This window comes from Rhodococcus sp. 27YEA6 (assembly GCF_044908235.1).
Classification (GTDB): domain Bacteria; phylum Actinomycetota; class Actinomycetes; order Mycobacteriales; family Mycobacteriaceae; genus Rhodococcus_F; species Rhodococcus_F qingshengii.
In genome coordinates this window covers 838,710-865,413 of record NZ_JBIYCY010000001.1, presented here as the reverse complement: position 1 = coordinate 865,413, position 26,704 = coordinate 838,710, and the positions used below count along the sequence as shown (strand labels likewise).

Below are 26,704 nucleotides of genomic sequence, written 5' to 3'. Positions count from 1 at the left end.
CTACTCGAAGTCGGAGACAAGACCCATTCCCTCCAACAGTGTCGGACGGTCGTAGTACTCGAGCCACTCGGTGATCCGTCCGTCTGCCATGCTGAGGATTCCGACAACAGGAACGACGCCATGGGTACCGTCGAAGTGGAAGTCGTCCACTCGCTGCACAAATACCCTTCCGTCGATCACGCCGAGAGACTCGATCTTCAGTGTGATCCGTTCACACTTGCTTGCCAGTAACGCAATTCGGCCCGCAACGGCCTCCTTGCCGACAAGAGGTTCCTGCATGACGCTGTGGAGCACACCGTCCTCGGCGAACAAGTCGACGACGCGTGTCCAGTCCATGACGTCCCACGCCTGGAACATCCCACGCGCCAACGCAAGCTTGTCACTGTCGTTCATCACACTCATGCCACACTCTTCTGTCGAAGCTCACGCTTGAGGATCTTTCCGGTCGAATTGCGCGGCAGTTCTTTCCGAATCTCCAGCCGCTCGGGAAGTTTGTACGACGCAATGCGCTTGTCCTTCAGGAACGCGACCAGAGCGTCCAGCTCGAGTTCCGTCTCGGGCCGCAGCGTGACCACTGCTGCGACGCGCTCACCGAGTACTTCGTCGGGGTCGCCGATGACGGCCACATCCGCAACGGCCGGATGCTCGGCGATCAATCCCTCCAGTTCGGCTGGGGCGATGTTCATTCCGCCGCGGATCACGAGGTCCTTCCCCCGGTCCAGGTAGCGGAGAAACTGCCCGTGATCACCGGCAATCTCGAAGATGTCTCCGGTGCAGAGGAATCCGCGTTCGTCGAACGGAGACGGCCGATCGCCGAGATAGCCGGCAAAGACCGTCGGTCCGCTGATTCGCAACTCACCCGGGTGCCCGACTTCGGTGATGTCCTCGCCGGTGACCACGTCGACCAAGCGAACGTCCATCCAGTCGGAGATTCTGGTGCTCCAGCGGAAGTTCTCGACACCGAAACGAGGGAAGTACCGTGCGCGGTCGTCCGGATCCGGCATGTCCGCAGGCGAGGAGAGCAGACTGATGCCTTCGTTGGACCCGAAGAAGTTGATGACTCCGATTCCATATCGCTCCTGCCATCCCCGCACCATCGGAGGTTGCAGTGGCACCGAACCCGAACCGATCCGAGTCAAGCTCGACAGGTCGACCGCCGCGAGCATCGACTCGTCGGCGAGCAGCATCCACAACAGCGCAGGCGGCGCTACCGTGTACGTCACGCGCTCGGCCTCGATCTGCCCGAGGAAAACTCGAAGATCGAACGGGTGGTGCTGTACCAGTACACATCCCGTGCGGAGCCACGGCAGGAACATTCCGTTGATTCCGGCCATGTTGACCATCGGGAACGGGTTCAGCAAGACGTCGCCGACGACGATGTCGGGAGCGTCGATCGTGGCCCAGCAGATGGCCAGCCACTCGTAGTGCGAACGTGGGACCCCCTTCGGTTCGCTTTCGGTCCCGGAGGTCCAACAGATCGTCATCGCATCGTTGGGGTCGTTGGGATCTTCGGTGATTCGTACATCCAATTCACTGCGCTGTGTTTCGGTGGCCGCCCGAGGACTCAGCCCCACGACACCGGCGGGCAACTGGGCCGGAAGCTCGGATGCGGGAGCGTAGGCGAACACCGATCTCAGAGAGGGAATCCGGGATCTGATTGCAGCGATCTCCGTAGCAGGGAGTCTGTCACCAAAACTGGGTACGGTGACAAATGCTGCAAACGCCGCCTGGTTTGCCATTCCTTCCACTTCACGTTCGCGGTACTGCATGGGCAATGGCGAGACCACGATCCCCAGAGACCACGCTGCAAGGTAGACCTCGACCAATTCGACGGTATTGGGCATCTGCACGCCCAGAACATCTCCCCGGCCCAAACCCACCTCGGAGAAGCCGGCAGCGAGCGCGATGACTTCGCTCTCCAGTTGGTTCCAACTGAGGCGTCGCGGATCTCCGCCGGACAACTCGCTCCGGTTCGCCGGATCAACCACGGCAAGTTCGTCACCGCGTACCCGCACCTGCGCCCGGAACACCTGATCGATCGTCTCGTCGGACCACCATCCTTTCGAGGTGTATTCGTCCACCTTGACGCGAGGATGCAATCCCCTGTGTGCCTTGTTCATTCGCGTACTCGTTTCAGTTCTCGTAACGGCCGGAAATGTCGATCACGTCGCCTTGCTTCTCGAACGCCTGGGTAGCGGCGTTCCACTCGAACGGCTGGAATGCCAGGATTCCCAATGCATGGTCCGCGGTCATCGTGAATTTGATTCCGTCGATGAACATCGGCGGGTGGTAGTCCTGCGTTCGTGCGGCACTCATGATGCTGGCGCGTGAGAGTCCGTCGGATGACTCAGAGGCCCGAGTGAAGTTGTCCACCAACAGGTCACCGATGGCCCAGCCATTCACGGTGTAGCTGTTGGTCGGGGAATCGGCACCGTGAGCAGCCGCACCGGCCAGGTAGTCACGTACCGCCGCATCGTCCTTGTAGAGGGCGTTGTTGGGATCCTTGAGCCACACCATCACCTGCTGCCCGTCGGCAGCATCACCGGCGGGCGCATACAGCGTCGCACCGTCGACGCAGTTCGACGGTTGAATCACGGTGTCGGGCTTCCATCCGACACGTCCGATCGCCTGGGTGATCGCGAGGCAATCGGTGGTGACACCGGCCACCACCAATACCTCGGCGCCACTGGCTTTGAGGGTCGATGCCGCCGTCTTGGGGTCGGTCAGCGCCTCTTCGGCTGCGATCTCGAAGTTCGTTCCTTCGATCGCGGACTTGAAGCCGTTGGCGATCCCTTGTCCGGACTCGGTCTGGTTCGTGGCCAAGGCAACCTTGGCGCCGCTCGGATACTTCTTCTTCAGGCTTTCGACCACTACCTCCATCTCGACGCCCGGATCCGGTAGATACTCCGTGGTCCACGGAAAGTCTTCGATCACCCGGAACTCGGGCATACCTGCCTGCGCGAAGAGCAGTGGAACACAGGCAGTGGTCTGGTCGTCCGCGATGGCGTTCAACTGGCCTGCTCCGAACGTGCCCAGAACGTCGACCTTGTCCTTCTGAATGAACTCTCCGACATTGGCTTTGGCGCGCTCCGGGGAGAAGGCATCGTCCTTGACCACGACGTCGAGCTTGACGCCGCCGACGCCGCCGGCCGCGTTCTCGACCTCGAACCGTGCTCGCATTCCTTCGATCACGTTGCCGACCGCGTCGGCGAGCGGGCCGGACGTCGGCCCACTCCACCCCACCGTGAGTTTGTCGGTGATCGGCGCCGCGGCACCACTGGGATCGCTGCAGTCGTCGACCGATACTGCTCCGGCCGAGGTCGACGTGTTGCTCTCTGCGTCGGAGTTACCTCCGCAGGCCGAAAGGAGTAGTGCCGCAGCGGCGATGACTGCGGGAATCGTGGTCTGCCTTTTCATATCGTCCAGTTCCTTGCTGTGAGTTGAGAGAAACGAGAGTGGGCGAGGGAGACGGCGCTCAGGTGCGGGGTTCACCTTCGCGATACTTGGGATGATCTGCGGGAACCACCAGGACAAACCGTCGGAGAACGCTGTTGATCCGGCCGACGATTCCGTCCGGCATCAAGAACACGATCGCGATCAGCACCGCGCCGAACACCACTCCCGACACGGGGCCGTCGGTGACGCTTCCGGTGTAGTACGGCAGGAACACCACTGCCGTAGCCCCGACGATCGGGCCGAATTGCGTTGCGATTCCGCCCAACACCAGTCCGGTGATGAACTCGATCGACTTCATCAACGAAAAGGACTCGGGTGAGAGCGCGCCGATGTACATCGTGAACAGCGAACCTGCCAGACCGGTGATCGCGCCGGAAAGTCCGAAAGCGAGAATCTTGACCCGCGCGACGTTGATGCCGTTTGCACTCGCCGCAATCTCGTTGTCGCGCACCGCAACCATTGCCAGACCGAATCGACTCTTGACGAGATTGCGGATCAGGAGCATGACCACTGCCAGCGTCACTACCGAAACCCAGAAGATCCAGAGATAGGTGTCCGCGCGGGTCAAACCCGTCCATTTCGGCGGGACCAGAAGATTCGCACGAACGACCATGCCGGCCGCGCCACCGGTGAGATCCCCGGTCTTGCGGATCACTTCGGGAAACGCCACAGCGACGGCGAGGGTAACGAGGGCCAGATACAGCCCTTTGATCCGCAAGGAGGGAAGCCCGACGAGAAGTCCTAGTACGAAACACAATACGACTGCCATCGGGATTGTGGTCAACGGCGAGTATCCGCGATCGACGATCAGAACGCCGGTCGTGTACGCGCCGAGGCCGAAGAAGGCAGAATGGCCGATCGACAGAAGTCCGGTGTACCCGCTGACGATATTCAGTCCGGCGATGGCAATCGCGATGATGAAGACACTCGTGAACTGCCCTACGCGAAACGGCGCGCTCTGCGACACGAGGAGCAGGGCACAGACGGCAGCCACCAGCAGAACCAGTTGGAGTATCCGGTACGACGTCGATCCGGCAACCACCACGCGCGGTCGCCTGACTGCCTTTTCGGCGACCGCGGGTTCATTTCTCTCGGCAAGCGTCGTCATACCCGCTCCAGTTTCTTGGTACCGAACAGTCCATTGGGTCTGACGAAGAGAATCACCACGATGATCAGTAGCGCGGATGTCTGCTGCAGCGAACCGCCGATGACCGAAATGTAGCCGCTGAGCATCGATTCCAGAACACCGATCGTCAACCCACCCACAACTGCGCCGACAAGACTGTCCAGACCGCCGAACAGCGCTGCCGCAGATGCTGCGATGAAGATCGGGAACATGGTCGTGAGGCCGAGTTGTTGCGGCGAGAGCGGAGTGACCAGGACACCGGCCAGTGCGCCGATCGCTGCCGCAACACCCCAGCCGATTGCGAGTATCCGGCTGGTCGGAACTCCGGCGAGAGTGGCAGATTCGGCATTGTCCGCGACGGCACGCATGTGCAGACCGACTCTCGTCTTGCGAAAGAGCAAGGACATCAACACAAGTAGGACAACGAGCGCAACCAGTACGCCCAGTGCGTCGCCGTACACGCGCGCGCCGCCCACTGAGATGTAGTCGGTGGGACCGTTGGGAAACGGGCTCGGCATGATCTTCGTTTCGCTCCCCCACAGCATTCCGGCCAACGAGTTGAGCCCGGTGAACAATCCCAGTGCCACTATCAGCACTGCCATGTCACTTCTACGTTGAACCGGCCGGATGAGCAGACGCTCCATCAACGCCCCGAGCAGGAAGCCGAGAGCGAGAGCCGCTCCGATCGCGGCCCAGATCGGCCAGGACATCGTTGTGAGCCACCACGCCACGAAGGTTGTGAACAGGGCCAACTCGCCCTGAGCGAAGTTGATCGTGCCGGTGGCACGGAACACCACCACGAGTGCCAGCGCGAGAATTGCGTAGATCGAGCCGTTGGTCAATCCGGAGATGAGTCGTTCGAGAAAGAGTGTCACCGTTTACTCCTGGTACCCGAGATAGGCGCTGCGCACGACGTCGTCCGAACGAAATTCCTCGGGCGTGCCGGCAGCGACGATGGTGCCTACGTCGAGCAGGAAGACCTTCGACGCGAGTTTCATCGCGAGATCGGCATTCTGTTCCACGATCAGCAGTGCAGTTCCGTCGCTCCGGTTGATCGCACCGAGCGTGTCGAACAATTCGGCGATGACGATGGGCGCCAGACCCAGGCTCGGTTCGTCGCACAAAAGCAGGGTGGGACGGCTCATCAATGCCCGCGCGACCGCGAGCATCTGCTGTTCACCGCCTGACAGCGAACCTGCCAACTGTGTGGACCTCCTCGCGAGCACCGGAAATGTCTCACACCACCGCTCGATGTCGGCCTCGATCTCCGCCTTGTCGTTGCGAAGCGCAGCGCCGACGAGCAGGTTGTCACGTACCGACAGTTGACCGAGAGTTCCACGGCCCTGTGGGACAAGGCTGACGCCGGCGGCCACGGCGCGTTCAGGTTTGGATCCGAGCGGCGAACCGTTGAAGGTGATCGTTCCCTGGTGCGGAATCAATCCGGCAAGCGCACGCATCATGGTGGTCTTGCCGGCACCGTTCGCGCCGAGAACGACAGCGACCCCGCCGGGTTCCACGTCGAGCGAAACCCCGTGCAGTACATTGCCTCGCCCGTAACCGGCATGCAGATCATCGACGCTCAGCAGGCTCATGCCGCTCGCCCCAGATAGGCATTGATCACGGCGTCGTTCTGCTGGATCTCCGCCGGAGTACCTTCAGCGATCTTGTGGCCGAAGTTCAGTGCGACAACGTGATCGGAGATACCCAGCACCAATCCCATGTGGTGTTCGACCAGAAGCGCTCCGAAGCCGAAGTCGTCGCGGAGCGAGACGATCAGTTCTCCCAGCTCCTTGACTTCGCTGTGTGTGAGCCCGCCGGCGGGCTCGTCGAGCAGAAGCAGCGAAGGCTCGGACATCAATGCTCGTGCCAGTTCGACGCGCTTGAGTGTTCCGAACGGAAGGCCTGCTGCCGGCGCGTTCGCGACGTCGACGAGTTCGAGGCGTTCGAGCAGGTACCAGGCCTTCTCTCGCAGTTCTCGGACTCGGGCGCGCGCTGGAGGCCAGCCGAGAACCCCGCTCGCCAGTCCGAAGCGGCCCCGAGACGATCCGCCGACCATGGTGTTGTCGAAGACGCTCATGCCGCTGAACAGTGCGAGATTCTGGAAGGTCCGAGCGATCCCTGCAGATGCCAATGCATAGGGCCGCAATCCCAAGAGGTCGGTTCCTTGCCAGGTGATGACACCGCGACTCGGTTCGTAAATCCTTGTGATGCAGTTGAACAGCGTGGTCTTACCAGCGCCGTTCGGCCCGATGAGTCCGCAGATCTGGCCGGCGTGGACGTCGAAGCCGACGTCGTCGAGAGCCGTGACTCCGCCGAATTCGATCGATACATCGGAGAGCGTGAGTACGACCGGGTCATTCGCAGGTTGTGCGGGTGGTGTGTTTCCAAGCATTGGTTTCACCTCCTCGTGACACTTCAATTAACAGTGTGATAGAGATTACTACAGTAAACAGAGGCACTCCGTCAACGTGCGGCCCCCGATCCGGAGCCGAGAAGGGACATCATCGTGAGGTCCAACAACATTCACGCAGTCGACAGCGGCGGGGGCCCAGACGTCAGGGACTACAGCCGGGTCGACGCTCTCGTCGCCAAGCAGGAAATCTACGAGGTTCTGGCTCGTTTCCTCCGAGCCGCCGATCGCGGCGACGTCGAGGACGCCAGGCGGTGTTATCTACCCGGCGCAACCGAAGACCACGGGGGTGTCTTCACCGGCACCGCCGACGACTACATCGACCACATCGCCGGGGCCATCACCCACCCACGGTCACTGACCACCCACGCAATGACCAACGTCTTGGTCGAACTCGACGGGGACACAGCACACGTCGAGTCCTACGTGCTTGCCTTCGCGCGAATCAAGCACTCGGACGGCATAGCCGACACACTCACCTCGGCGCGCCTGATCGACCGCTTCGGCTACGAGGACGGCAGGTGGGGAATCCGCCACCGCGCACTGCGGTGGGACTGGAACCACGACATGGCCACAGCCGAAGGCTGGATCTTCGGGATGCTCGCGCCTGAAACGTCTTTGAAGAAGAGCAAGAAATTTCCCGACGACCTCATCTACACACGGCAGACACAGGAGCACTCATGACAAGGTTTCGCGGAACGCCGATAGAGGGCGCGACTGTCCTCGTCACCGGCGCCAATCGAGGGCTCGGCTTGGCCTTCGTCCAACAGGCGAAGTCGATGGGTGCCGCCAAAATTTATGCAGGGGTGAGAAATCCCGACGAGGCGCCCGCCGAGCTGCGATCCACCGGAGCACACATCGTCGAACTCGACGTGACCGATCCAGGACTCGTCGATGCAGCGGCCAGGGCGTGCGGTGACACCACAGTGGTCGTCAACAATGCCGGACTGTTCACCGGGAATCGGTTGATCGAGGCCGACGACCAAGCGGCTGCGCGAGCCGAGATGGAGGTCAACTACTTCGGGCCTCTGACGATGATCCGCGCCTTCGCGCCGGTACTCGCCGCCCGCGGCGGAGGATCGATAGTCAACGTCCTGTCGGTGGCCGCAATCGCTCCGACCGCCTTCATGGGTGGCTATTCACCGGCCAAGGCGGCTGCTCTGTCGCTCGGCGGCATCGCTCGCGCCGAACTCGAACCGCACGGCATCACCGTCACGTCGTTGATCGTCGGCAGCGTCGACACCCGCATGGCGTCACATGTGCAGGGCCACAAGGAAAACCCTCTCGACATCGCGGCAACCGGACTCGCCGCCATGCAACGCGGCGAGTGGACGTGCGACACCGATTTCATGGCAATCGACGCGCGTGCGCGCCTGGCCCGCGACCCGATTCGGTACGAACGCGGACTGGGCAAGCTCCTCTTCGCCGGCGAACTGACCACCCGATCATGAGCGATCCGATTCGTGTTGCCCAGTGGGCGACCGGCGCCATCGGCAAGACGGCGCTACGCGGAATCATCGATCGTCCCGACCTCGAGTTGGTCGGCCTCTACGTGTACAGCGACGCCAAGGCGGGTCGAGACGCCGGTGACATCGCCAGACGAGCACCGACGGGGGTGATCGCTACACGCGACGTGGACGAGATCATCCGCTCGCGCCCACAGGTTCTCATCCACAGTCCGCGGTTGCAGATTCCGTACGAACGCCACGACGACGATCTGTGCCGTCTGCTTCGCGCCGGGATCAACGTGATCACGACGGCCGGGCAGCACTTCCCCCGCGCACACGGCACCGAACGCGAGCACATGTTCGCCCAAGCATGCAAGGAAGGCGATTCGACGCTCTTCGGCGTCGGGGTGAGCCCAGGCGTCATCGGTGAGAGATTGGCGTTGGCGCTGACGGGAACATCGATCGAACTCGACCGAATTACGATCGACGAGGTGCTCGACGCTCGCGGCATGCCTGACCCCGACTTCGCGTTCACCGTCATGGGAATGGGTTCGCCCCCGGAGGAACTGGACGGAACCGGGCCGTTGCCCTCACTGTACGCGTCGCTGTACCTCGAGACCATCGCGTTCATGTGCGAGCGCCTGGGCGTCACCTACGACGAGGTCGTGTCCGATCACAGGGTCGTTCCGGCACGTACGGATCTCGACGTCGCCGCCGGACGCATCGCCGCGGGAACCGTCGGAACCACCGAATGGCGCTGGCACGCAATAGTCGACGGAAAGCAGTTCCTCACCCTCGCCATCATCTGGACCATGGAACCTGATCGCGACGAATACGCGGGACGGGACCAATGGGAAGTCCACCTCTTCGGCAAACCCGAGATCGTGATGACCGTCAACCTGGTCGAACCACAAGATCCGAACAGTCGCACGACAGCCGGTCAGTTCATCACTGCAGGCCCGGCACTACGCGCCGTCGAGCATGTACTCGCTGCTCCCGCCGGCATTTTCGAACCCCCTGTCTTTGCCCCCTTCAGATTGGAGCATTCAGCATGACAACTCAGCCGACGGCCGTAGGTTCGACTGCCACCGGTGAACCTGCCACCGGTGAACCTGCCGTCCGTGAACCTTCCGTGAACGCGCTCCTGCCCGACGGTCGCCCCGTGCAGAATCTGGAAGACTTGCTACGCAGCCGGGCGATTGCCAGTCCGGAGAGCACCGCCGTCATCTCCGATGACGGGCGTACCAGTTTCCGCGAACTCGACATCGAAACAAATCGTGTCGCGAATGCACTTCTGCGCGATGGTGTTCGACCCGGCGACCGGGTGGCGTACATCGGGGCCAATGCACCGTCTTTCCTCTCCGTCCTGTACGGATCTTCGAAGATGGGCTCGATTCTGACGGCCGTCAACAATCGGCTGGCACCGGGCGAGGTCGACTACATCCTGAGCAACAGCGAGCCGACCGTCGTCGTACTCGGAGCAGGCGATGAGGGCCTCTCCGACGTCGCCGCGGCGGTCGGTAGCGTCCGTACCGTCGTCACGGTGGATGGCGCCGGAAACTCGATCTCGTGGAACGACTGGCTTTCCGGTGTCGGCGACGACGATCCGGGGACGTCGCGCCGCCCCGACGACACAGCGCTGATCTTCTACTCGTCGGGAACCACCGGTCACCCCAAGGGAATCGAACTCACCGGCGCCAACCTCGGCCGTGCCCTCGCCACCATGTATCACCTGCTCGATCTCGACACCGACTCCGTGGCTATGTGCCCGGTTCCGTTCTTCCATGTGGCCGGACTGGGTCTCGCCCTGGTCACGACGCTCGGCGGTGGCGCTCTACTGCTCGAGACCATCGCCGGACCTCTCGAACTCGTCGCGCTGATGCAGGAGTACAAAGTCACGCATGCGGTCGCCGTTCCCGCGGTGATCAGCGTCCTGACCTCCCTTCCGGCTGTGCGCGAGGCAGATTGGAGTGCCCTGCAGTTCCTGGTCTACGGTGCCGCGCCGATGCCACTGCCCCTGTTGCAAGACGCGACCGAGGTCTTCGGGTGTAGTTTCCTGCAGGCATACGGTCTCACCGAGTCGACCGGCGGCGTCACCATGCTGACCCCGGAAGATCATCGGGCGACCGACGAGTCGACCGCGCATCGGTTGAAGTCCGTCGGGCAGCCGATGTTCGGAGTGCCCATCCGCATCGTCGATCCCGTGACACTCGAAGACGTCCCGGTCGGTACCCGCGGAGAGGTCGTCATCGGCGGCGCTCACGTCATGAAGCGTTACTGGCGTAACGAAGCAGCCACTGCGGCCACCATGTTGGACGGCGACTGGCTTCGCACCGGAGACGGCGGATCGTTCGACGAGGACGGCTATCTCTACCTCCACGACCGCCTCAAGGACATGATCGTCTCCGGCGGTGAGAACGTCTATCCGGCCGAGGTGGAGAGTGTTCTCTCCGGGCACCCCGGCATCCGCGAGGTGGCGGTAGTCGGCGTTCACTCCGATCGGTGGGGTGAGACTCCCCTTGCCGTAGTCGTTCGAGCTGCTGATTCGGATGCAACCGAAGCGGAGATCATCGAGTGGTCACGCGAGCGACTGGCTCACTTCAAGTGCCCCAGTGCGGTTCGGTTCATCGAGGAGCTGCCACGCAACGCTAGCGGGAAGCTGCTCAAGACTCGTTTGCGACAGGACTTCGCTTGAGTCCATGACACGAATTCGGGGCCGGTCGCTTCGAGCGATCGGCCCCGATTTCTGTCGTTCGATGTGAAGCACGCTCAGCGTGGGTGAATCCGGAACTCCACGCCGCCGACACTCAGCCCGGGCTCGACGGCAGACGCGCCGCTCGACGCCGCCAGATCGATTGCAGTGAGCATCGACCGCTCCCCCGGAACGAACGACACGACGCGTGATCCCAGCCTGATCGAGAGTGGTTGCGCCGAGACCGGTTCCTTTCCGAACACTTCGGCCCACAGCGTCGCCGTCCTGGCCGGATCGGGCGAGGACACGTCGACGCCGAGGATGTCGTCGACCCAGGGATCGAGGGAAACTTCCTTCTCCGTCTCATCCCAGAACCACTCGTCGGCGTCGGGAATCTCGTCGAGTTCCACGAGCAGTCCGAGATCACCGGGATGAAGTTGGACGATCCGGTGACCGTAGGCCTCGAGATCTGCCACCGTCCGAACATCGGCCGCAGCTGCACGTTCCAGATAGGGCTCGATGTTCGAAACCTGGATCGAGAGTGCATAGCCGCCCTCCCCTCCGCCCTTGCGGATCCATCTCGCCAGCGAGACCGTCTCGTCGAGCGGTGCGACGATCTCGAGAAATGCCTGCGGCCCGACGGCCAAGGTCTCGTCGGCCAAACCGATGTCTTCGAGCAGTGGATCTGTGAATCCTGGTGCCAGATTCAACGCTTCACGTAGTTGTTGACCGGTCTTGTCCAGGTCTCGTGCACCGATCACCACCTGCCGCAGGATCTCCCACGTGCCCGCGTCGTGCGTGCCCGTCACAGTCCGACCGCTTCGGCTGCGGTGTCGGCACTCTGCCAGCGTCGGAGCTCGGCACCCGGCGCCCACGTCGAGTGGGTGCCACTCGAAATCCGTTCGGGAAGGCGAAGTTTGCACAATGGTCCGTCTCCGACGCGGGCAGCGTCGAAGATCAGGCAGAAGGACGCGTCCTCGTTCATGTCGGTGGTCAACGTGATGAGATAGCCGTCGTCTTCGGCGGTACCACCCACGCGTGGTGCCATCGAGGTCTCGCTTCCATACACGCCGTCACCGAAGGAGAATCGTTCCTCGTTCCCCGTAAGCAGGTCGTGTTTGACCAAGCCGTCGAACAGGAACCACGACGGCTTACCAGAAGCCGCATAGGCGTATCGGTACTTCTCACCCGCGAAATTGCCGTTCATCATGCCGAATTCGGTGATCGAGTCACTGAGTTGCTCTTCACGCGTGGCTCCGGTGACCAGGTTCAAACGCCAGCGGTGAAGCCGGGTCTGCATGCGATCGAGAGCGAGGAAACGGAAGGCGCGCTCCCACTGATTGCCCATACCGTTGTCCGACGGCTCCGGATCACCCTGGTAGAAACCGTCCAGAACAATCTCGTCCCCCTCTTCGTAGGCGTTCACGAAGTGCAGGACATAGGTCGAATCGGCTTCGAACCACTTGATGTCAGAGGTATTTCCGCGGCGTGGGATGACTCCGAGACGCAGCGGGATATCGGGATGGAAATTCGCGACGTGCGCGCCCTTCTCCAGCAGAACCGGATCCCAGAACAAGGGGCAGTCGTTGAGGATCGCGTAGTTCTCCGTGAAGGCCATGTCGTGCGGCAAGCGCGGACCGGGAAGTGGGACGTCGACGTAGTGGACCAACTCGTTGGCCGAGTCCACCACGCCGTAGTGCATGTACGGCGCTTCCTTGCTGTAGTTGAAGAACAGCATTTCTCCGGTCTTGTCGTCCACCTTCGGATGCGCGGACACACCCCATTCGAAGGGGAACTTGCCGTTCCAGCTTTCCTTGCCGAGTGTCTCCGCCGACATCGGATCGAGACGATACAGATCTCCGCACTGGTAGAAGCTGGTGAGAGCAGTCCCCCGGTGAACGACGACGTCGGTGCTGGACGCGTCCTTCATCCGGGTGCGCGCACCCTTGCCGCCCTCGGGGCGACTGAGTTTGGGAGACTCGGCAAGCCCGGCCCACAACGCAGCGCCGGCATCCTGCTCGGCCGCCAAGCCGTCGGTACGTACGAATCGGTTGCGGTAGAACGACTCTCCGTCGCGAAAGCCCACGATGTGAATCATGCCGTCACCGTCGAAGGGGTGATACGCCTTCATCGAGGGATGGAGCGGATTCTCGGTGTTACGCAGGTAGACACCGTCGAGGTCTTTCGGAACCTCACCGAATACGACTTCGAGGTTGTCCGCTTTGAACTCGGTGGTCTGGGGTTGCCACGGGCCGGTGCGATACGGGTGATCGTCATCGGCGGGAAGGGTGGACAACAACTTGCCTACGATTTCGACGTCCATGGAATTCTCTTTTCGACTGATGGGGAAAGGCTGGGTTGGGCTGCACTTTCAGGAAACTGCGTCGACAACAAAACTGACGGTGGTGGCCGTACTTCCACCGAAGTTGAGCGTCGCAAAGCGGCTCGCACCCTCGACTTGGAAACCGCCGGCCGTTCCCGTCACCTGATGGGCCGCGTCGAGAAGCATTCGAACACCACTGGCACCCACCGGATGACCACCGCCGATCAGACCGCCGCTGGGGTTGATCGGTAGCTTGCCGCCCATGGCGATGTCACCACTCTCGATGGCTTTCCACGACTCGCCGGGCGCGGTCAGACCGATGTGGTCGATCGCGAGATACTCACTCGCCGTGAAACAATCATGTGTTTCGATCCCGTCTATCCCGGCCAGGTCGACTCCGGCCCGGGAGAAGGCACCCATCACCGCATCCCGAACGTGTGGCATCACGTAGGGATTATCGGCGTCGCGGGCCAGCTTCTGCTCGAGACCTAAACCAACTGTCCGGTGACCCCAGCCCGCGATCTGGGCCAGCGGAGTCGCCGCGGCATCAGGATGCTCTCGGAGGTACTTGTCCGTCACCAGCACAACCCCGGCGCCACCGTCGGTCACCTGACTGCAATCGAATCGTCGAACACCACCTTCCACAACGGGATTGGTGGTGTCGTCACCACCCGCATTTCCGAGTAGATCGGGCACCGCCCAACCGCGTGTCTGCGCGTTGGGGTTGTTCTTCGCGTTTGCGAAGTTGATCTGCGAGATCGCGCGAAGGTGAGATTCGTCGATCCCGTAACGCCGCCCGTACTCCTTCGACACACGGTCGAACATGTACGGCCACATGAATTTTGCTTCCTGACCTTCGTGTCCGACCCAGGCTGCAGCGCCCAGATGGCCAGCCGCGTCATCACCCGGAACCGTCTTCTCCAGTTCGATACCCATCACCAGAGCCACGTCGTAGTTGCCGGCGCGCAGGTCTGCCATCGCTGCAAGTACAGCGATACTGCCCGATGCGCACGCCGCCTCGTGCCGAGACGAGGGCACACCCCACAGGTCTGGATGCACGGTGGCGGGCATCGCGCCCAGCTGACCTTGGCCGGCAAACAATTGCCCGAAGGCATTACCGACGTGGATCACCTCTATGTCGGTGGCAGGAACCTTCGCCGCGTCCAGGGTGTGGTTCACCACCTCTTCGGCAAGGTTCGCGAAATCGAGTTCCTCACGGGTGAAGTTCCGTGCGAAGTCGGATTGGTACCCGCCGAGAATCCAAATGTTCGAAACAGTCATGACCTCTCCCCTTGCCGATCCGGCCTCGGTGACGTCACCGAGATACCCGCGCAACGGCGGTTGTAATTTCACCGCAACCGTACTACAACTAGCAGAGTAACTCTACTAATTGAAGGGTTGAAAATGACTGATGCTTTTGTCCTCGACTACGTGCGAACGCCGCGCGGTCGAGCATCGGCGCGAGGCGCCCTCCACGAACACAGCCCAGTCGATCTTGTCGTCCACCTGGCCAAGGCTTTGCAGGGTCGAACGAACCTCGCCGCAGAACAGATCGACGACGTCGTTCTCGGTTGCGCATCGCAGGTGGACGAGCAGGGCGCGAACATCGCGAGAACTGCCGCACTCCTTGCCGGTTGGGGCGACTCCGTCCCCGGCGCAACCCTCAACCGATTCTGCGCATCCGGCGTCGACGCAGTCGGCCAGAGCGCGGCCCGCATTCGCGGCGACGACGTGTCCCTCGTCGTGGCCGGTGGCGTCGAAAGCGTCTCCCGGACTCCGATGTTCAGTGATCGAGGACCGCTGTGGACCGATCCGGCAACTATCGCGCAGATCGGTTCCATCCATATGGGTGTTGCCGCCGACTTGAATGCCACGATCGAGGGGTACTCCCGCGACGAGTTGGATGCGTTCGGCGTCGAAACCCAGCACAAGGCTGCCGAGGCCTGGCGCAACGGCGCATTCGAGCGGTCCGTTGTGCCTGTCCCCGGCAGAAATGGTGAAGCCGGAATCGCGCACGACGAACTGGTCAGGGCAGAGACGACGGCAGAGGGACTCGCCGCGCTGCCTCCGGCCTTCGAAGGGCTCGGCGCCGCCGGTCAGGATGCACTCGCGCTCGCCGCCTACCCTGAGGTCGGCAAGATCGAACACCTGCACACCGTCGGATCCTCTCCCGCCATGGCCGACGGCGCAGCGCTCCTACTCCTCGGATCCGAGAAAGCCGCGGCGAGAGCCGGCTTGACCCCTCGCGCACGGATCATCGGATCCGCCTCGACTTCGGTGAATCCGGTCCTCATGCTCACTGCGGGCCAGAGCGCCGTGGAGGCAGTCATCGCGCGAGCCGGGCTTCGTCCACAGGACATCGACGTGTTCGAGTTCGCAGAGGCGTTCTCCGCACTCTGCCTACGGTTCCGCCGCGATCTTGACGCCGGGCCGGACCGCATGAACCCCAACGGAGGCACGATGGCGATGGGCCATGCATTCGGCGCCACCGGAGCAATTCTCGTCGGCGCATGTGTCGACGAACTGGTACGGAGCGACGGACGCTACGGTGTGGCCGCGGTCAGCGGCGCCGCCGGTGTCGGAGTCGCGGTGCTCGTCGAACGGATCGCCTCATGACCGTCAGTTCACTCTCCGGCCGCGTTGCCGTCGTCACGGGAGGGGGTAAGGGCCTCGGCCGTGCCGTCGCACTGCATCTCGCGAGCCGAGGGGTCACGGTGATCGTCAACAATCGGAATCGCACACTCGATTCGAGCGGCCGAGGCCCTGCAGATCAGGTTGTCGACGAAATCCTCGAAGCCGGTGGACAGGCCGTCGCCAACCACGACGACGTCACCGACCCCGAGGTCGGCCGAAAGTTGGTGGACGACGCTCTCACTCGGTTCGGACGACTCGACTTCTGCATCACCAGCGCCGCGGTCAGCTGTCCACAGATGCTTCATCGCACCACCGCCGAGAACCTCAGCACCGTCATCACGACAAACGTCGTCGGAACCGCACTGGTCGCCGCCGAAGCCTCCCGAGTGATGCGCGAAGCCGGATTCGGGCGCATCGTGATGATTGCCTCGACCGCAGGACTGCACGGAGAACCCACCGTGTCCGCCTACGCCGCCAGTAAGGGTGCCGTCATCGCACTGGGCCGCACCGCGGCCGGCGAAGGCGCGAGTCGCAATGTGTTCACCAATGTCGTACTGCCCTATGCCACTACGCAGATGACCGAGTCCGGAATGGATCCACGATTCATCGACATCATGGGGGCCGACCTGGTAGCCCCGGTGGTCACTGCTCTCGTCGATCCCGAGTCCACGACCAACGGGCAGGTGATCGTCACCGCAGGTAACGGAGTGCGTTCGGCCGACGCCGTCGAGGGCTCGACCGAATTCTTACCCACCACCACAGAACTCGATGCCAAAGCGCTCGACGCACTGCTCGTGACCAGCCGGCTCGGCACTCCTCACACCTATCCGAGCGCACAGGAAGCCTTCGCGGACTTCGCTTCCGAACTGCTCGACCACCACAATCAGAAAGCGCGCGCATGACCGACATCCCACTGGGCGACCTTGCACTGAACTTCGGTGTGAGCGCACTCGCCGTGCTCGTCTTCATCGCAGTCGTGATGGCCGTAGCCATCCGCATGAACAATCACTCGATCATCGACATCTGTTGGGGGCCTGGCTTTGCCGTCGTCGCCGCCGTCTCGTACCTGACGTCCATCGGATCGGACGGCAACGATCTGCGTCGCCTCGTCGTGCTGGCACTGACCGTGGTGTGGGGAATGCGACTCGGCCTCTACATCGGCTTCCGAAACCGTGGGCACGGGCAGGACAAGCGCTATACTGCCCTGCTCAAACATCAACAGGGACCGCTGGTTCCGTTCCTGATTCGCAAAATTTACGGCCTCCAGGGCGTCCTCATTCTCGTGGTGTCGCTGCCCGTCCAGTTCGCGATGTACGAGTTTCGCGCCCTCGGAGTCCTCGGCGCGATCGGCATCGCGGTCTGGACCGTCGGCTTCGTCTTCGAATCGGTTGGAGACTACCAACTTTCCCGCTTCAAAGCTGATCCGGCCAATGCCGGGAAGGTGATGGACCGTGGGCTCTGGGCCTGGACCCGCCATCCCAACTACTTCGGTGATGCATGCGTCTGGGTCGGACTGTTCATCCTCGCGCTTGGTGATCCATTGGCGCTGATCACGATCGTCTCTCCGATCGTCATGATCAAACTGCTGGTGAGCTACAGCGGTAAGGCCCTTCTCGAACGCGGCATGCGCAAGAGCAAGGGGCAGGCCTACGACGACTACGTCGCCCGGACCAGCGGATTCTTACCTCGTCCACCCCGTCCGGCACGAAACCACGCGTCGTGAGCGCCCCCACGAGTGGTCTCGCCGACGTCTTCGATCTGGAATCGACCGGCCCGGACCGGTGGCAAGGGTCGAACGACGGCGTTCGGCTGCCTCAGCTGTTCGGCGGCCAACTGGTAGCCCAGTCGATTCTCGCAGCCGGGCACACGGTTACCGACGGCAAAGCGATCAGTTCCGTCCACACCCACTTCCTTCGCCCGGGGTCGACGAATCGCGCGACCGAGTTCTCGGTAGATCGCCTTCGGGACGGAAAACGCCTGTCCACCAGAGGCGTCGACGTCCACCAGGACGGACGACTCGTCTGCCGTTCGACGGTCTCTGCCTCCTCGATCGACGAGGGCATCACTCACAGTCGCGCAGTACCTACCGCACTCCCGCCCGCTGAGTGCGTGACGTTGCAGGAGTTGGCCGAGGCAGACGGCGGGCTGGGAGAGGTGTGGGAGGAGTTCTCCGCCATCGAGATTCGTGTGTCCCCCATCGATTCGCAGGCCCCCACGACGCATTCGGCGGCGCCTCCGCGCAACATCTGGATGCGTTCGGCTCAGCGGCTGAGCGACGATCCGCTGATTCACGTGGCTGCTCTCGCCTATGCCAGTGATCTGATGCTGATGGCAACCGCGCTGACTCCGCACGGCTACGACATCGGGCAGGAGCACTCGCTCGACACGGACTGGACTGGTGTGTCCCTCGATCACACGATGTGGTTTCAACGCCCTGTGCGGGCGGACGAGTGGCTGCTCTTCGAGCACTCGACCCCCACAGCTCACACCGGCAGAGCAGTAGTGAATGCCGCGGTCTTCGATCAGTCCGGACTCCAGATCTGCCAGATCACTCAGGAAGCGTTACTCATTGCCCGCACCGAGTGATTCCCGACTCTTTCTGCAGACCATTCGGTACGGTCTCGCGGTGCCGCAGGGTGCGCGGCCTATGATTTCGGGGTGGTACGAGTGAATGCAGCCGGATCTTCGACACCCACCGCGTCGGCGGGCGTCACCGAGTTGCCTGCCGGCGGTCCGAACGCACTGGCCGTCACGCTCGGGTTGTTGGGGGACGAGTGGAACCTCTGGATTCTGCGATTCGCCCTGTTGGGGTCGCGGCGATACAACGACTGGCTCGCCCTCGGGGGAATCTCCAACTCCGTATTGTCCTCACGGTTGGCGGTCCTGACGGCCGGCGGAATGCTCGAGCGTCGTGAGTATCAGCAGAACCCGCCCAGGCACGAATACTCGGTCACCCGCAAAGGGCAGTCGATCTGGCCCGTCCTCATCACCATGTGGTCGTGGGAGAAGCAGTGGGCGCCCAATGAAACCCAGCCGCTTCCACCACTGCGGCACAGCACCTGCGGAAACGACTTCACCCCGATCCTGCGCTGCAAGGAGTGCGGCGAGGACGTGGACGTACGATCCCTGGACTCCCAAATGGGTCCGAGTGGGGACTTCTCACGCAGTGTCCCGGAAGCAACATCGCGGCGACGCTCCACCAAGTCCGAACGCCGTCCGGAGATTCTGGCTCACACGATGGAACTTGTCGGCAATCGCTGGTCAGCGGCGATCATCGGTGCAGCTTTCCGAGGCGCTCGCCGCTACGGAGAGTTCGCCGAGATCACCGGTGCACCACCGGCGATAGTCGCGGATCGCTTGAAGCACCTCACCGAGATCGGTGTGATGGAAACGCGTCCGCTTCCGGATCGCCCACAGTGGTCGGAGTATCGACTCACCGCCAAGGGCACGGCGTATTTCCCCGTGGTGATGTGCATGATCTCCTGGGGTCAGCGTTGGTTCAGATCCGCGGACGGCCCGGACATCGTTCTCCATCACAAGGCCTGCGGTAAACGGTTCGAAGCGCGCTTGGGTTGCAGTGTGTGTGGTGAAGAGTTGAGGTCTTCGGACATCGAGGCCGTCGACCTCACCACCTCGGTTCACGTACCCGGGTCCGGTTGGTCCTGAGGTCCCCGCTCAGCCGGCAGTGCGGATCCGGTCGAAGCTCCGGCCTCGGTGTTCGAGCGGCAGCCTGTCCCCTCGCCCGAACAGTTTGTTGCGCAGCGTTCCCTCATCGTAGTCGCCCTGGTAGGCACCTCGTTTGGTCAGCTCCGGAATCACATGCTCCACAATGTCTTCGAAGGTTCCGGGAGTTACCGCGTACGCGAGATTGAAACCGTCGACGTCGGTCTCGGACACCCACTCCTGCAACTCGTCGGCGACCTCCGCGCCGGAACCGACAACGATCGGGCCGAGCCCGCCGATGCCCGCCCACTCCGCGATGTCCCCCACCGTCCATTCGCCGCCTTTCTCGTCGGCCTGACGAAACGATGCGACCGCGGATTGAATGGCATTGCTCTCGACGTTCCCGATCGGCTCGTCCGCTCGGTATCCGGAGAGGTCGATTCCCATCCACCCCGAGGTGAAAACGAGCGCGCCTTCACTACTCGCGTAGCTGCGGTAGTCCTCGAGCTTCGCCTGGGCCAACTCAGGGGTTCGGTCGGTGATGATCGTCAACAGTGTGTAGATGCGGGCCGAGTACGGATCTCGCCCGACCTTCGTCAGTTCGTTTCGGATTCGAGCAACGGTGTCTTTGAGAATCGCCTTTGTCGGTGCACCCACAAAGATCGCCTCGGCATTCTCAGCGGCGAACCGCACCCCACGAGGCGACGCGCCGGCCTGGAAGATGACCGGCGTCCGCTGCGGAGAAGGTTCGGAGATGTGGATGCCCGGAACCGTGAAGTGCTTGCCTTCGTGCTCGATCGGATGAACCTTGGCGGGGTCTGTGTAGACCCCGGTGGTTCTGTCACGCACCACCGCGTCGTCTTCCCACGACGTTTCCCACAACTTGTAGAGAACTTCGAGGTACTCGTCCGCGTGGTCGTAGCGATCGTCGTGCTGGAGTTGGTCGTCCTCGCCCATGTTCCGCGCGGCCGAGGGGAGGTATCCGGTGACCACGTTCCACCCGATTCGCCCGTTCGTCAGGTGGTCGAGGGTGCTCAAGCGCCGAGCGAACGGGTAGGGATGCTCGAAAGCTGTACCTGCGGTGATCCCGAAGCCCAAGTGCTCGGTCACGGCAGCCATCGCCGACGCCAGCAGTAGCGAGTCCGAGACCGGTACCTGCGCGCCCTGCCGCAGCGCTGCGTCGTGATTGCCGCCGTACACGTCGTACGTTCCCAACACGTCAGCCAGGAACAGCCCGTCGAATCGTCCACGCTCGAGGAGCTTCGCCAACTCCGTCCAGTACGTCAGATCCGTGTACCTGGACGACTGGTCCTCCGGGTGGCGCCACAGACCTGGCGATTGGTGGGCGACGCAGTTCATGGCAAAGGCGTTGAAGCGGATTCTGCGGGTCATTCCCGCACGATGCCGTGCCTGCTCCGCGGTGAACACCATTGCGATCAGTGCGATCGGTTCGGCTCCTGCTTGCACCCGGCGATACCGTCGACTTCGCGACCTCGTCGGCGGGCCGCTACACTGACTAGCGCAGCTGTGACGCCCGAGGCTTCGTGCCGACAGGTCGAGCGGATGCAGCAGCAGTATCGGGAAGCGAAAACCCCGGCAGCACAGGGTTTTCAGCGCTTGTCGGTACGCTCCCCGCCCTCGTAGCTCAGGGGATAGAGCATTCCTCTCCTAAAGGAAGGGTCGCAGGTTCGAATCCTGCCGAGGGCACCAGGTGGGACTCTCCCCACATCGGCGCGACCAACGTGCCATTCTTGAATTCATGACGACGCCTCACTCCACGGCAACTCCCCCGAAGAACATGTCTTTGATCCCGGGTGGGACGTACTGGATGGGCTCCGAAGATTTCTATCCGGAAGAACGCCCAGTTCACCAGGTCACAGTCGACGGATTCTGGATGGACACGACGGCGGTGACGGTCGCCGAGTTCCGACGCTTCGTGAAGGCAACCGGCCACGTCACCACTGCTGAAATCGCCCCGGACGCCGCCGACTATCCCGAGGCCGATCCAGCCCTCCTCGTCCCGGGATCGTTGGTCTTCAATTCGCCACCCGGCCCGGTTTCACTTGACGACTACACCCAGTGGTGGTCGTTCACTCCCGGCGCCGATTGGCGCCATCCCGAGGGCGCCGACAGCAACATCGGGGGACGTGAACGGCACCCCGTCACCCACGTGTCGTACTTCGACGCCCAGGCCTATGCCGCGTGGGCCGGCAAGGAACTCCCGACCGAGGCCGAGTGGGAGTTTGCCGCCCGCGGTGGACTCGATCGCCAGGCGTACGTGTGGGGCGATCACGACTCTCCGGGCGGGCGGCCCGGTGGCAACGTGTGGCAGGGCCAGTTCCCCCGGGAGAATCTGCTCGAGGACGGTTACGAGCGCACCGCTCCGGTCGGAAAGTTCCGGCCCAACGGCTACGGACTGTTCGACATGGCCGGGAACGTGTGGGAATGGACGGCCGATCACTACACGTCCGACCACGCCCACAGTTCCAAGAACGTCGCGCCGGCCTCGTCGTGCTGCATTCCTCGTAATCCCCGAGCGGAGTTCGCCACGGAGGCGTTGGTGGGCGAACCCTACGCACGACGGGTGATCAAAGGCGGCTCACATCTGTGTGCACCGAACTACTGCTTGCGATACCGCCCCGCCGCGCGGCAGGGCGAATCCGAGGAGTCCTCGACCTGCCACGTCGGCTTCCGGTGCATCATCCGCATTCCGCAGGAGTAGATCAGAAGGGCACGTCCCCCAGGATGGCCACCCGCTCCATGACGCGACGATGCGGGAAGTAGTCGCTCGCAGCGTAGTGCTGGGTGGCCCGGTTGTCCCAGAAGGCAATGGAATTCGGCGCCCACTTGAAGCGGCACTGAAAGTCCGGGACCTTGACCTGCGCGAACAATAGGTTGAGCAGATCGTTGCCTTCGACAGGATCCATATCCGGAATGTGGGTGGTGAAGAGGCTGTTGACGAACAGAGTTTTACGCCCGGTCTCCGGATGCTTACGCACCATCGGATGCAGAACCGGCGGGTACTGCTCCTTCATCTGCTCCAACTTCTCCGGGCTCATGCCGCGTCCGAAGGACGGTACAAAATCGTGGATGGCGTCCTTGCCGTCGATCAAGTCCTTGATCTCGTCGGGGAGGCAGTCGAAGGCGTTACCCATATCGGCCCAGAGCGTGTCACCACCGGCAGGCGGTACGTCGATCGCCCGAAGTACTGAACCGAGCGGCGGCGTCTTCGTCCAGGTGACGTCGACGTGCCAGATGTTCTCCGTTCCTGGACTGTCCTCTCCGCGTTCGAATCTGACGACTGCCGGGACCTCTCCCTGCGGGAGAAGTGGATGAACCTCGAGTTCACCCCAATGGGCCGCGAAGTCACGATGATTCACGCTCGAAATCGGCTGGTCCCGAAAGAACACGACCTTCCATTCGAGGAGGGCCCGACGCACGTCCTCGATCTGCTCCTCCGACGGATCATGCAGGTCGATGTCGCCGATCTCGGCACCGATGAACGGTGTGACGGGTGTCAGAGTGAACCGCTCGTACGGCCTCGATTCAACGCCTTCCGGATTGCGCCTCATTCCGCGTGGTCCGAATTCGATTGTGTGATTGCCGATTTGGACTGTTCTTGATGATGTAAGGGTAGCCATCGAATGACTCCGTCCTGTCGTGTCGTGTCGCGGGGTCACAAGTCAATCGACGCGTGCAACCGCTTTGCTCGTGTGCGTTTGTGTGCGCTTTGGGGCGCGGTCAGTGCTCCTACCGCGAGATCGACCAGATGATCCACCGTCGTATCGAAATCTGCCTGCACAACGGGGTTTTCGTCTTCCCGGCGTTGCTCGAAGATGGCCAGAGCGGAGACGCTCATGTTGAACGTCAGATCGATCCGTTCGACCGCGACGCGGCGAGATAGATGCGGCAACGCCCGCGTCAACCTGACGACAACTTCGTTGATCCCCTCGCTGACCTCGCGGAACTCAGCACTCTGCGTATCCACCGACGGTGAGATTCGGGCAATGAACCTCGCATAGTTGGAACCGTCGACCGTCGCCAGAAAATCTGCCAGCGGGTACAGAAAGGCTTCGACCAAAGCACGGACCAAGTCGGTCCGCCCACTGGCGTCGATGTCGTCGAGATACGTCAGTCGCGCTGCGTTGATCTGATCCATCCGATGCCGGAATACGGCCAGCACCAGACCGTCTCGCCCACCGAAGTGATACTGAACTGCAGAGTTGTTGCGCTGCCCGGCCGCAGTCGCCACGTCCCGCATGGACACTTCGTGAATACCTTGCTCGGCGAACATCCGCTCGGCGACGGCGATCATGGCGTTCTTGGCATCCAACGAGGCAGGCATACACCGACCATATAAGTCACTGTCTTAATTCCGCAAGCCCCATCCCCTGTGCGCGGTTAGGGAGTGCAGGGACTCCTTAACCACTCACGGGGGTAGTTGTCCCAGTCAACGAGACATGCGCCGCCAACTGAATTCCGATCGATACGCTCCAGATTAAGACGACCGCTTAATCCGCCCGGTTTTGCACACGCCAAGGAGCCTGCTGGTGAATCGCCATTCCATTCCGATCATTCCCGAGACGCCGAACGTCGCGGCCGCCGTGTACTACCCCGATCAGAATCCCCCGTACACCCGCCCGGAACCGCTTCGCCCGCCGGCCGGGGCCCCGAACGTGCTGCTGATCATGATCGACGACGTCGGATTCGGCGCACCCTCCGCGTTCGGTGGCCCGTGCCGCACCCCCACCGCCGAGCGTTTGGCCGAAACCGGCGTGAAATACAGCCGATTCCACACCACGGCTCTGTGCTCGCCGACGCGTGCCGCCACACTGACCGGGCGCAACCACCACAGTGTCGGTATGGGTGTCATCTCCGAAATGGCCAACGCGGCACCGGGATACAACGGGACCCGCCCCGCCTCTGCCGCCACGGTCGCACGCGTCCTACAGGGAAACGGCTATGCGACAGGTGCTTTCGGCAAGATGCACCAGACCCCGACGTGGGAGACCACCGCTGCCGGGCCGTTCGATCGGTGGCCGGTCCGTGAGGGTTTCGACAAGTTCTACGGTTTCCTCGGTGCCGAGTCCGACCAGTTCACCCCGGTTCTCTACGAGGACTTCACGATGGTCGACTTACCCAAGACACCACAGGAGGGTTACCACCTGTCAGAGGATCTCGTCGACCACGCGATCGAATGGATCGAGGGCGTCAACACGATGGACCCCGACAAGCCGTGGTTCTGCTATCTCCCCTTCGGTGCGTGCCACGCTCCACTCCAGGTTCCGGACCGATACCTGAACAAGTACGTCGGCGAATTCGATCACGGGTGGGATCGCCAACGCGAGATCACCCTCCAAAAGCAGAAGGAACTGGGCGTCGTCGCTCCTGATACCGAATTGGCCCCGTGGGCTCCAGGGCTCCCACACTGGGACGAACTCGACGACGACCAGAAGAAGGTCTCGGCCCGTTTGATGGAGTTGTACGCGGCGTTTCTCGAGCACACCGACGACGAGGTAGGCAGGCTCGTCGACCGGTTGCAGGACATGGATGTACTCGACAACACTCTGGTGCTCTACATGATGGGTGACAACGGCGCTTCCGCGGAAGGCGGAATGGAGGGCTCGTTCAACTACCTCGCCGGCCTCAACGGTTACAAGAGTGCGACATCCGACGTACTGGCGCGCTACGACGAATTGGGGACCGAAACCAGCTACCCGCACTATCCGGCGTCGTGGGCTCTGGCTCTCGACACCCCTTACCAGTGGGCCAAGCAGGTTGCGTCCCATTACGGCGGTACCCGAAACGGTCTGATCACCCACTGGCCCAAGGGGATCGACAAGCCAGGAATCAGGGAGCAGTGGCATCACTGCGTCGACATCACGCCGACAATCCTGGAAGCTGCCGGTATTCCGGCACCGACCAGCGTCGACGGAGTCACCCAGAAACCGATGGAAGGCGTGGCGATGAACTACACCTTCGCCGAGCCCGATGCCGAAGAGCGCCACACCACACAGTATTTCGAGATCTTCGGCAACCGCGGAATTTACGATCACGGTTGGACCGCAGTCACGGCCCACCGCGCACCCTGGCTGATGGCCACTCACGGCCTCGAGCTCACACCGATGAGCGAGGACCGTTGGGAGCTGTACGACACCTCGGTCGACTGGTCGCAGGCCCGCGATCTCGCGGACGAGCATCCCGAGATCCTCGCCCGGCTCAAGGAAAAGTTCCTCGTCGAGGCGGCCAAATATCAGGTGCTGCCGCTGGACGACAGAACGGTCGGTCGCCACGCCACCGCGGAATCACGACCCCCGCATCCGATGATGGGCCGCAAGACCCTCACGCTGTACCCACACATGAACGGTCTGGTCGAGAAAGCCGCGCCGACGTTCTTCAACCGCTCGTACACGCTGACCGCAAGTCTGGGTAGCGTCGCCGACGGCATGCTGGTCAGCCTCGGTGGCCGGTTCGGCGGATTCGCTTTGTACATACTCGATTCCGTCCCCGTCTACTGCTACAACTTCAGCGGCGGTGGTCGGACCTTCGTGCGTGGGCGCAACCCGCTGGCACCCAATGCACGCGAGGTGTCCGTCCACTTCGAGTACGACGGCGGCGGAATCGGCAAGGGTGGAACCGCAACCCTGAGCGTCGACGACGAGGTGGTCTCCGAAGGCCGGATCGAGAAGACCACTCGGGCGATCTTCAGCATGAACGAACAGCTCGACGTCGGCATCAACCGGGGAAGCCCGGTCGCGGAAGAGTTCGCGGACAAGGGCACGTTCCGCTACGGCGGCAAACTCCACAGCGTGACCGTCGACTTACGATCCACCCGAGATGTGGTGTCCGCAGAGGAACGGGAGAAAATCTCACTCGCCGTGCACTGATCGACCAGGCGACGCTCGCCGATTGTGCAGCCGCGCGCGATATCTGCCGTGCGGCTGCACAATCG

General features: G+C 62.4%; 24 protein-coding genes and 1 tRNA gene. 12 read left to right on the top strand and 13 right to left on the bottom strand.

Annotation, left to right across the window (positions count from 1 at the left end):
- Genes ABH939_RS04265 through ABH939_RS04235 form a run of 7 tightly spaced genes read right to left on the bottom strand, consistent with a single transcriptional unit; the run spans position 1 to position 6,974 of the window.
- The gene (locus tag ABH939_RS04265) at positions 1-402 is read right to left on the bottom strand and encodes a nuclear transport factor 2 family protein (protein WP_404649364.1); all 402 of its coding nucleotides are present in this window, start codon (positions 400-402) and stop codon (positions 1-3) included.
- Positions 399-2,120, bottom strand: coding sequence for a class I adenylate-forming enzyme family protein (locus ABH939_RS04260; protein ID WP_404649363.1), 1,722 nt, complete (start codon positions 2,118-2,120; stop codon positions 399-401). Before ABH939_RS04260 ends, ABH939_RS04265 begins: the two co-directional genes overlap by 4 nt.
- A gap of 13 nt (positions 2,121-2,133) precedes the next feature.
- Positions 2,134-3,417 (bottom strand): ABC transporter substrate-binding protein, encoded by a 1,284-nt coding sequence (locus ABH939_RS04255; RefSeq protein WP_003939841.1) that lies wholly within the window; start codon positions 3,415-3,417, stop codon positions 2,134-2,136.
- 58 nt (positions 3,418-3,475) lie between these two features.
- Positions 3,476-4,564, bottom strand: a complete 1,089-nt coding sequence (locus tag ABH939_RS04250; protein WP_021345215.1) for a branched-chain amino acid ABC transporter permease — start codon at positions 4,562-4,564, stop codon at positions 3,476-3,478.
- Complete coding sequence (locus ABH939_RS04245; RefSeq protein WP_003940241.1) at positions 4,561-5,457, bottom strand: branched-chain amino acid ABC transporter permease; 897 nt, start codon at positions 5,455-5,457, stop codon at positions 4,561-4,563. Before ABH939_RS04245 ends, ABH939_RS04250 begins: the two co-directional genes overlap by 4 nt.
- Before the next feature lie 3 nt (positions 5,458-5,460).
- On the bottom strand, positions 5,461-6,174 hold the full coding sequence (locus tag ABH939_RS04240) for an ABC transporter ATP-binding protein (RefSeq protein ID WP_003939931.1): 714 nt from the start codon (positions 6,172-6,174) through the stop codon (positions 5,461-5,463).
- The gene (locus tag ABH939_RS04235) at positions 6,171-6,974 is read right to left on the bottom strand and encodes an ABC transporter ATP-binding protein (protein ID WP_021345217.1); all 804 of its coding nucleotides are present in this window, start codon (positions 6,972-6,974) and stop codon (positions 6,171-6,173) included. Before ABH939_RS04235 ends, ABH939_RS04240 begins: the two co-directional genes overlap by 4 nt.
- 114 nt (positions 6,975-7,088) lie before the next feature.
- Between ABH939_RS04235 and ABH939_RS04230 the strand changes: the two genes are divergently transcribed.
- The 4 genes from ABH939_RS04230 to ABH939_RS04215 are packed head-to-tail and all read left to right on the top strand — an operon-like array spanning position 7,089 to position 11,135.
- On the top strand, positions 7,089-7,676 hold the full coding sequence (locus tag ABH939_RS04230) for a nuclear transport factor 2 family protein (protein ID WP_064111724.1): 588 nt from the start codon (positions 7,089-7,091) through the stop codon (positions 7,674-7,676).
- Entirely contained in the window at positions 7,673-8,443 is a 771-nt protein-coding gene (locus ABH939_RS04225; protein ID WP_003940078.1) for an SDR family oxidoreductase, read from the top strand. Before ABH939_RS04230 ends, ABH939_RS04225 begins: the two co-directional genes overlap by 4 nt.
- Positions 8,440-9,495, top strand: coding sequence for a dihydrodipicolinate reductase (locus tag ABH939_RS04220; protein WP_404649362.1), 1,056 nt, complete (start codon positions 8,440-8,442; stop codon positions 9,493-9,495). The genes ABH939_RS04225 and ABH939_RS04220 overlap by 4 nt, the downstream gene beginning before the upstream one ends.
- Positions 9,492-11,135: a long-chain-fatty-acid--CoA ligase gene (locus ABH939_RS04215; protein ID WP_404649361.1), complete on the top strand. Its 1,644-nt coding sequence runs from the start codon at positions 9,492-9,494 to the stop codon at positions 11,133-11,135. Before ABH939_RS04220 ends, ABH939_RS04215 begins: the two co-directional genes overlap by 4 nt.
- Before the next feature lie 74 nt (positions 11,136-11,209).
- On the opposite strand, the gene ABH939_RS04210 is transcribed toward ABH939_RS04215, so the two are convergent.
- Genes ABH939_RS04210 through ABH939_RS04200 form a run of 3 tightly spaced genes read right to left on the bottom strand, consistent with a single transcriptional unit; the run spans position 11,210 to position 14,736 of the window.
- The gene (locus ABH939_RS04210) at positions 11,210-11,941 is read right to left on the bottom strand and encodes a hypothetical protein (protein ID WP_050654673.1); all 732 of its coding nucleotides are present in this window, start codon (positions 11,939-11,941) and stop codon (positions 11,210-11,212) included.
- The gene (locus ABH939_RS04205; protein ID WP_003940450.1) at positions 11,938-13,455 is read right to left on the bottom strand and encodes a carotenoid oxygenase family protein; all 1,518 of its coding nucleotides are present in this window, start codon (positions 13,453-13,455) and stop codon (positions 11,938-11,940) included. Before ABH939_RS04205 ends, ABH939_RS04210 begins: the two co-directional genes overlap by 4 nt.
- A 48-nt stretch (positions 13,456-13,503) precedes the next feature.
- The gene (locus tag ABH939_RS04200) at positions 13,504-14,736 is read right to left on the bottom strand and encodes an acetyl-CoA acetyltransferase (RefSeq protein WP_030534916.1); all 1,233 of its coding nucleotides are present in this window, start codon (positions 14,734-14,736) and stop codon (positions 13,504-13,506) included.
- Between the two features lie 123 nt (positions 14,737-14,859).
- On the opposite strand from ABH939_RS04200, the gene ABH939_RS04195 reads away from it, so the two are divergent.
- From ABH939_RS04195 to ABH939_RS04175, 5 genes are all read left to right on the top strand, one after another.
- Entirely contained in the window at positions 14,860-16,071 is a 1,212-nt protein-coding gene (locus tag ABH939_RS04195) for an acetyl-CoA C-acyltransferase (protein ID WP_404649360.1), read from the top strand.
- Complete coding sequence (locus ABH939_RS04190; RefSeq protein WP_404649359.1) at positions 16,068-16,991, top strand: SDR family NAD(P)-dependent oxidoreductase; 924 nt, start codon at positions 16,068-16,070, stop codon at positions 16,989-16,991. Before ABH939_RS04195 ends, ABH939_RS04190 begins: the two co-directional genes overlap by 4 nt.
- Positions 16,988-17,812, top strand: coding sequence for a DUF1295 domain-containing protein (locus ABH939_RS04185; protein WP_003940080.1), 825 nt, complete (start codon positions 16,988-16,990; stop codon positions 17,810-17,812). The genes ABH939_RS04190 and ABH939_RS04185 overlap by 4 nt, the downstream gene beginning before the upstream one ends.
- The gene (locus ABH939_RS04180) at positions 17,809-18,675 is read left to right on the top strand and encodes an acyl-CoA thioesterase II (protein WP_054827295.1); all 867 of its coding nucleotides are present in this window, start codon (positions 17,809-17,811) and stop codon (positions 18,673-18,675) included. Before ABH939_RS04185 ends, ABH939_RS04180 begins: the two co-directional genes overlap by 4 nt.
- An 81-nt stretch (positions 18,676-18,756) precedes the next feature.
- Entirely contained in the window at positions 18,757-19,755 is a 999-nt protein-coding gene (locus ABH939_RS04175; protein WP_003940366.1) for a helix-turn-helix domain-containing protein, read from the top strand.
- 9 nt (positions 19,756-19,764) lie between these two features.
- On the opposite strand, the gene ABH939_RS04170 is transcribed toward ABH939_RS04175, so the two are convergent.
- Positions 19,765-21,144, bottom strand: a complete 1,380-nt coding sequence (locus ABH939_RS04170; protein WP_404649358.1) for an LLM class flavin-dependent oxidoreductase — start codon at positions 21,142-21,144, stop codon at positions 19,765-19,767.
- A 242-nt stretch (positions 21,145-21,386) separates the two neighbouring features.
- On the opposite strand from ABH939_RS04170, the gene ABH939_RS04165 reads away from it, so the two are divergent.
- A tRNA-Arg gene (locus ABH939_RS04165) sits at positions 21,387-21,462 on the top strand.
- A 49-nt stretch (positions 21,463-21,511) separates the two neighbouring features.
- The gene (locus tag ABH939_RS04160; RefSeq protein WP_404649357.1) at positions 21,512-22,474 is read left to right on the top strand and encodes a formylglycine-generating enzyme family protein; all 963 of its coding nucleotides are present in this window, start codon (positions 21,512-21,514) and stop codon (positions 22,472-22,474) included.
- Between the two features lies 1 nt (position 22,475).
- Here ABH939_RS04160 and ABH939_RS04155 read toward each other — a convergent pair whose 3' ends face one another.
- Positions 22,476-23,393 carry a TauD/TfdA dioxygenase family protein gene (locus ABH939_RS04155; RefSeq protein ID WP_404649356.1) on the bottom strand — a complete coding sequence of 306 codons (918 nt, stop codon included), beginning with the start codon at positions 23,391-23,393 and terminating at the stop codon, positions 22,476-22,478.
- Positions 23,394-23,428: 35 nt separating this feature from the next.
- Positions 23,429-24,097, bottom strand: coding sequence for a TetR family transcriptional regulator (locus tag ABH939_RS04150; protein ID WP_404649355.1), 669 nt, complete (start codon positions 24,095-24,097; stop codon positions 23,429-23,431).
- A 205-nt stretch (positions 24,098-24,302) separates the two neighbouring features.
- Between ABH939_RS04150 and ABH939_RS04145 the strand changes: the two genes are divergently transcribed.
- The gene (locus ABH939_RS04145; RefSeq protein ID WP_404649354.1) at positions 24,303-26,639 is read left to right on the top strand and encodes an arylsulfatase; all 2,337 of its coding nucleotides are present in this window, start codon (positions 24,303-24,305) and stop codon (positions 26,637-26,639) included.
- Positions 26,640-26,704: the final 65 nt, after the last annotated feature.

Coding starts and splice junctions, on each gene's coding strand:
- ABH939_RS04265 (WP_404649364.1), bottom strand. CDS start 402: ATGAGTGTGATGAACGACAGTGACAAGCTTGCGTTGGCGCGTGGGATG.
- ABH939_RS04260 (WP_404649363.1), bottom strand. CDS start 2,120: ATGAACAAGGCACACAGGGGATTGCATCCTCGCGTCAAGGTGGACGAA.
- ABH939_RS04255 (WP_003939841.1), bottom strand. CDS start 3,417: ATGAAAAGGCAGACCACGATTCCCGCAGTCATCGCCGCTGCGGCACTA.
- ABH939_RS04250 (WP_021345215.1), bottom strand. CDS start 4,564: ATGACGACGCTTGCCGAGAGAAATGAACCCGCGGTCGCCGAAAAGGCA.
- ABH939_RS04240 (WP_003939931.1), bottom strand. CDS start 6,174: ATGAGCCTGCTGAGCGTCGATGATCTGCATGCCGGTTACGGGCGAGGC.
- ABH939_RS04235 (WP_021345217.1), bottom strand. CDS start 6,974: ATGCTTGGAAACACACCACCCGCACAACCTGCGAATGACCCGGTCGTA.
- ABH939_RS04225 (WP_003940078.1), top strand. CDS start 7,673: ATGACAAGGTTTCGCGGAACGCCGATAGAGGGCGCGACTGTCCTCGTC.
- ABH939_RS04220 (WP_404649362.1), top strand. CDS start 8,440: ATGAGCGATCCGATTCGTGTTGCCCAGTGGGCGACCGGCGCCATCGGC.
- ABH939_RS04215 (WP_404649361.1), top strand. CDS start 9,492: ATGACAACTCAGCCGACGGCCGTAGGTTCGACTGCCACCGGTGAACCT.
- ABH939_RS04205 (WP_003940450.1), bottom strand. CDS start 13,455: ATGGACGTCGAAATCGTAGGCAAGTTGTTGTCCACCCTTCCCGCCGAT.
- ABH939_RS04200 (WP_030534916.1), bottom strand. CDS start 14,736: ATGACTGTTTCGAACATTTGGATTCTCGGCGGGTACCAATCCGACTTC.
- ABH939_RS04195 (WP_404649360.1), top strand. CDS start 14,860: ATGACTGATGCTTTTGTCCTCGACTACGTGCGAACGCCGCGCGGTCGA.
- ABH939_RS04190 (WP_404649359.1), top strand. CDS start 16,068: ATGACCGTCAGTTCACTCTCCGGCCGCGTTGCCGTCGTCACGGGAGGG.
- ABH939_RS04185 (WP_003940080.1), top strand. CDS start 16,988: ATGACCGACATCCCACTGGGCGACCTTGCACTGAACTTCGGTGTGAGC.
- ABH939_RS04170 (WP_404649358.1), bottom strand. CDS start 21,144: ATGACCCGCAGAATCCGCTTCAACGCCTTTGCCATGAACTGCGTCGCC.
- ABH939_RS04160 (WP_404649357.1), top strand. CDS start 21,512: ATGACGACGCCTCACTCCACGGCAACTCCCCCGAAGAACATGTCTTTG.
- ABH939_RS04155 (WP_404649356.1), bottom strand. CDS start 23,393: ATGGCTACCCTTACATCATCAAGAACAGTCCAAATCGGCAATCACACA.
- ABH939_RS04150 (WP_404649355.1), bottom strand. CDS start 24,097: ATGCCTGCCTCGTTGGATGCCAAGAACGCCATGATCGCCGTCGCCGAG.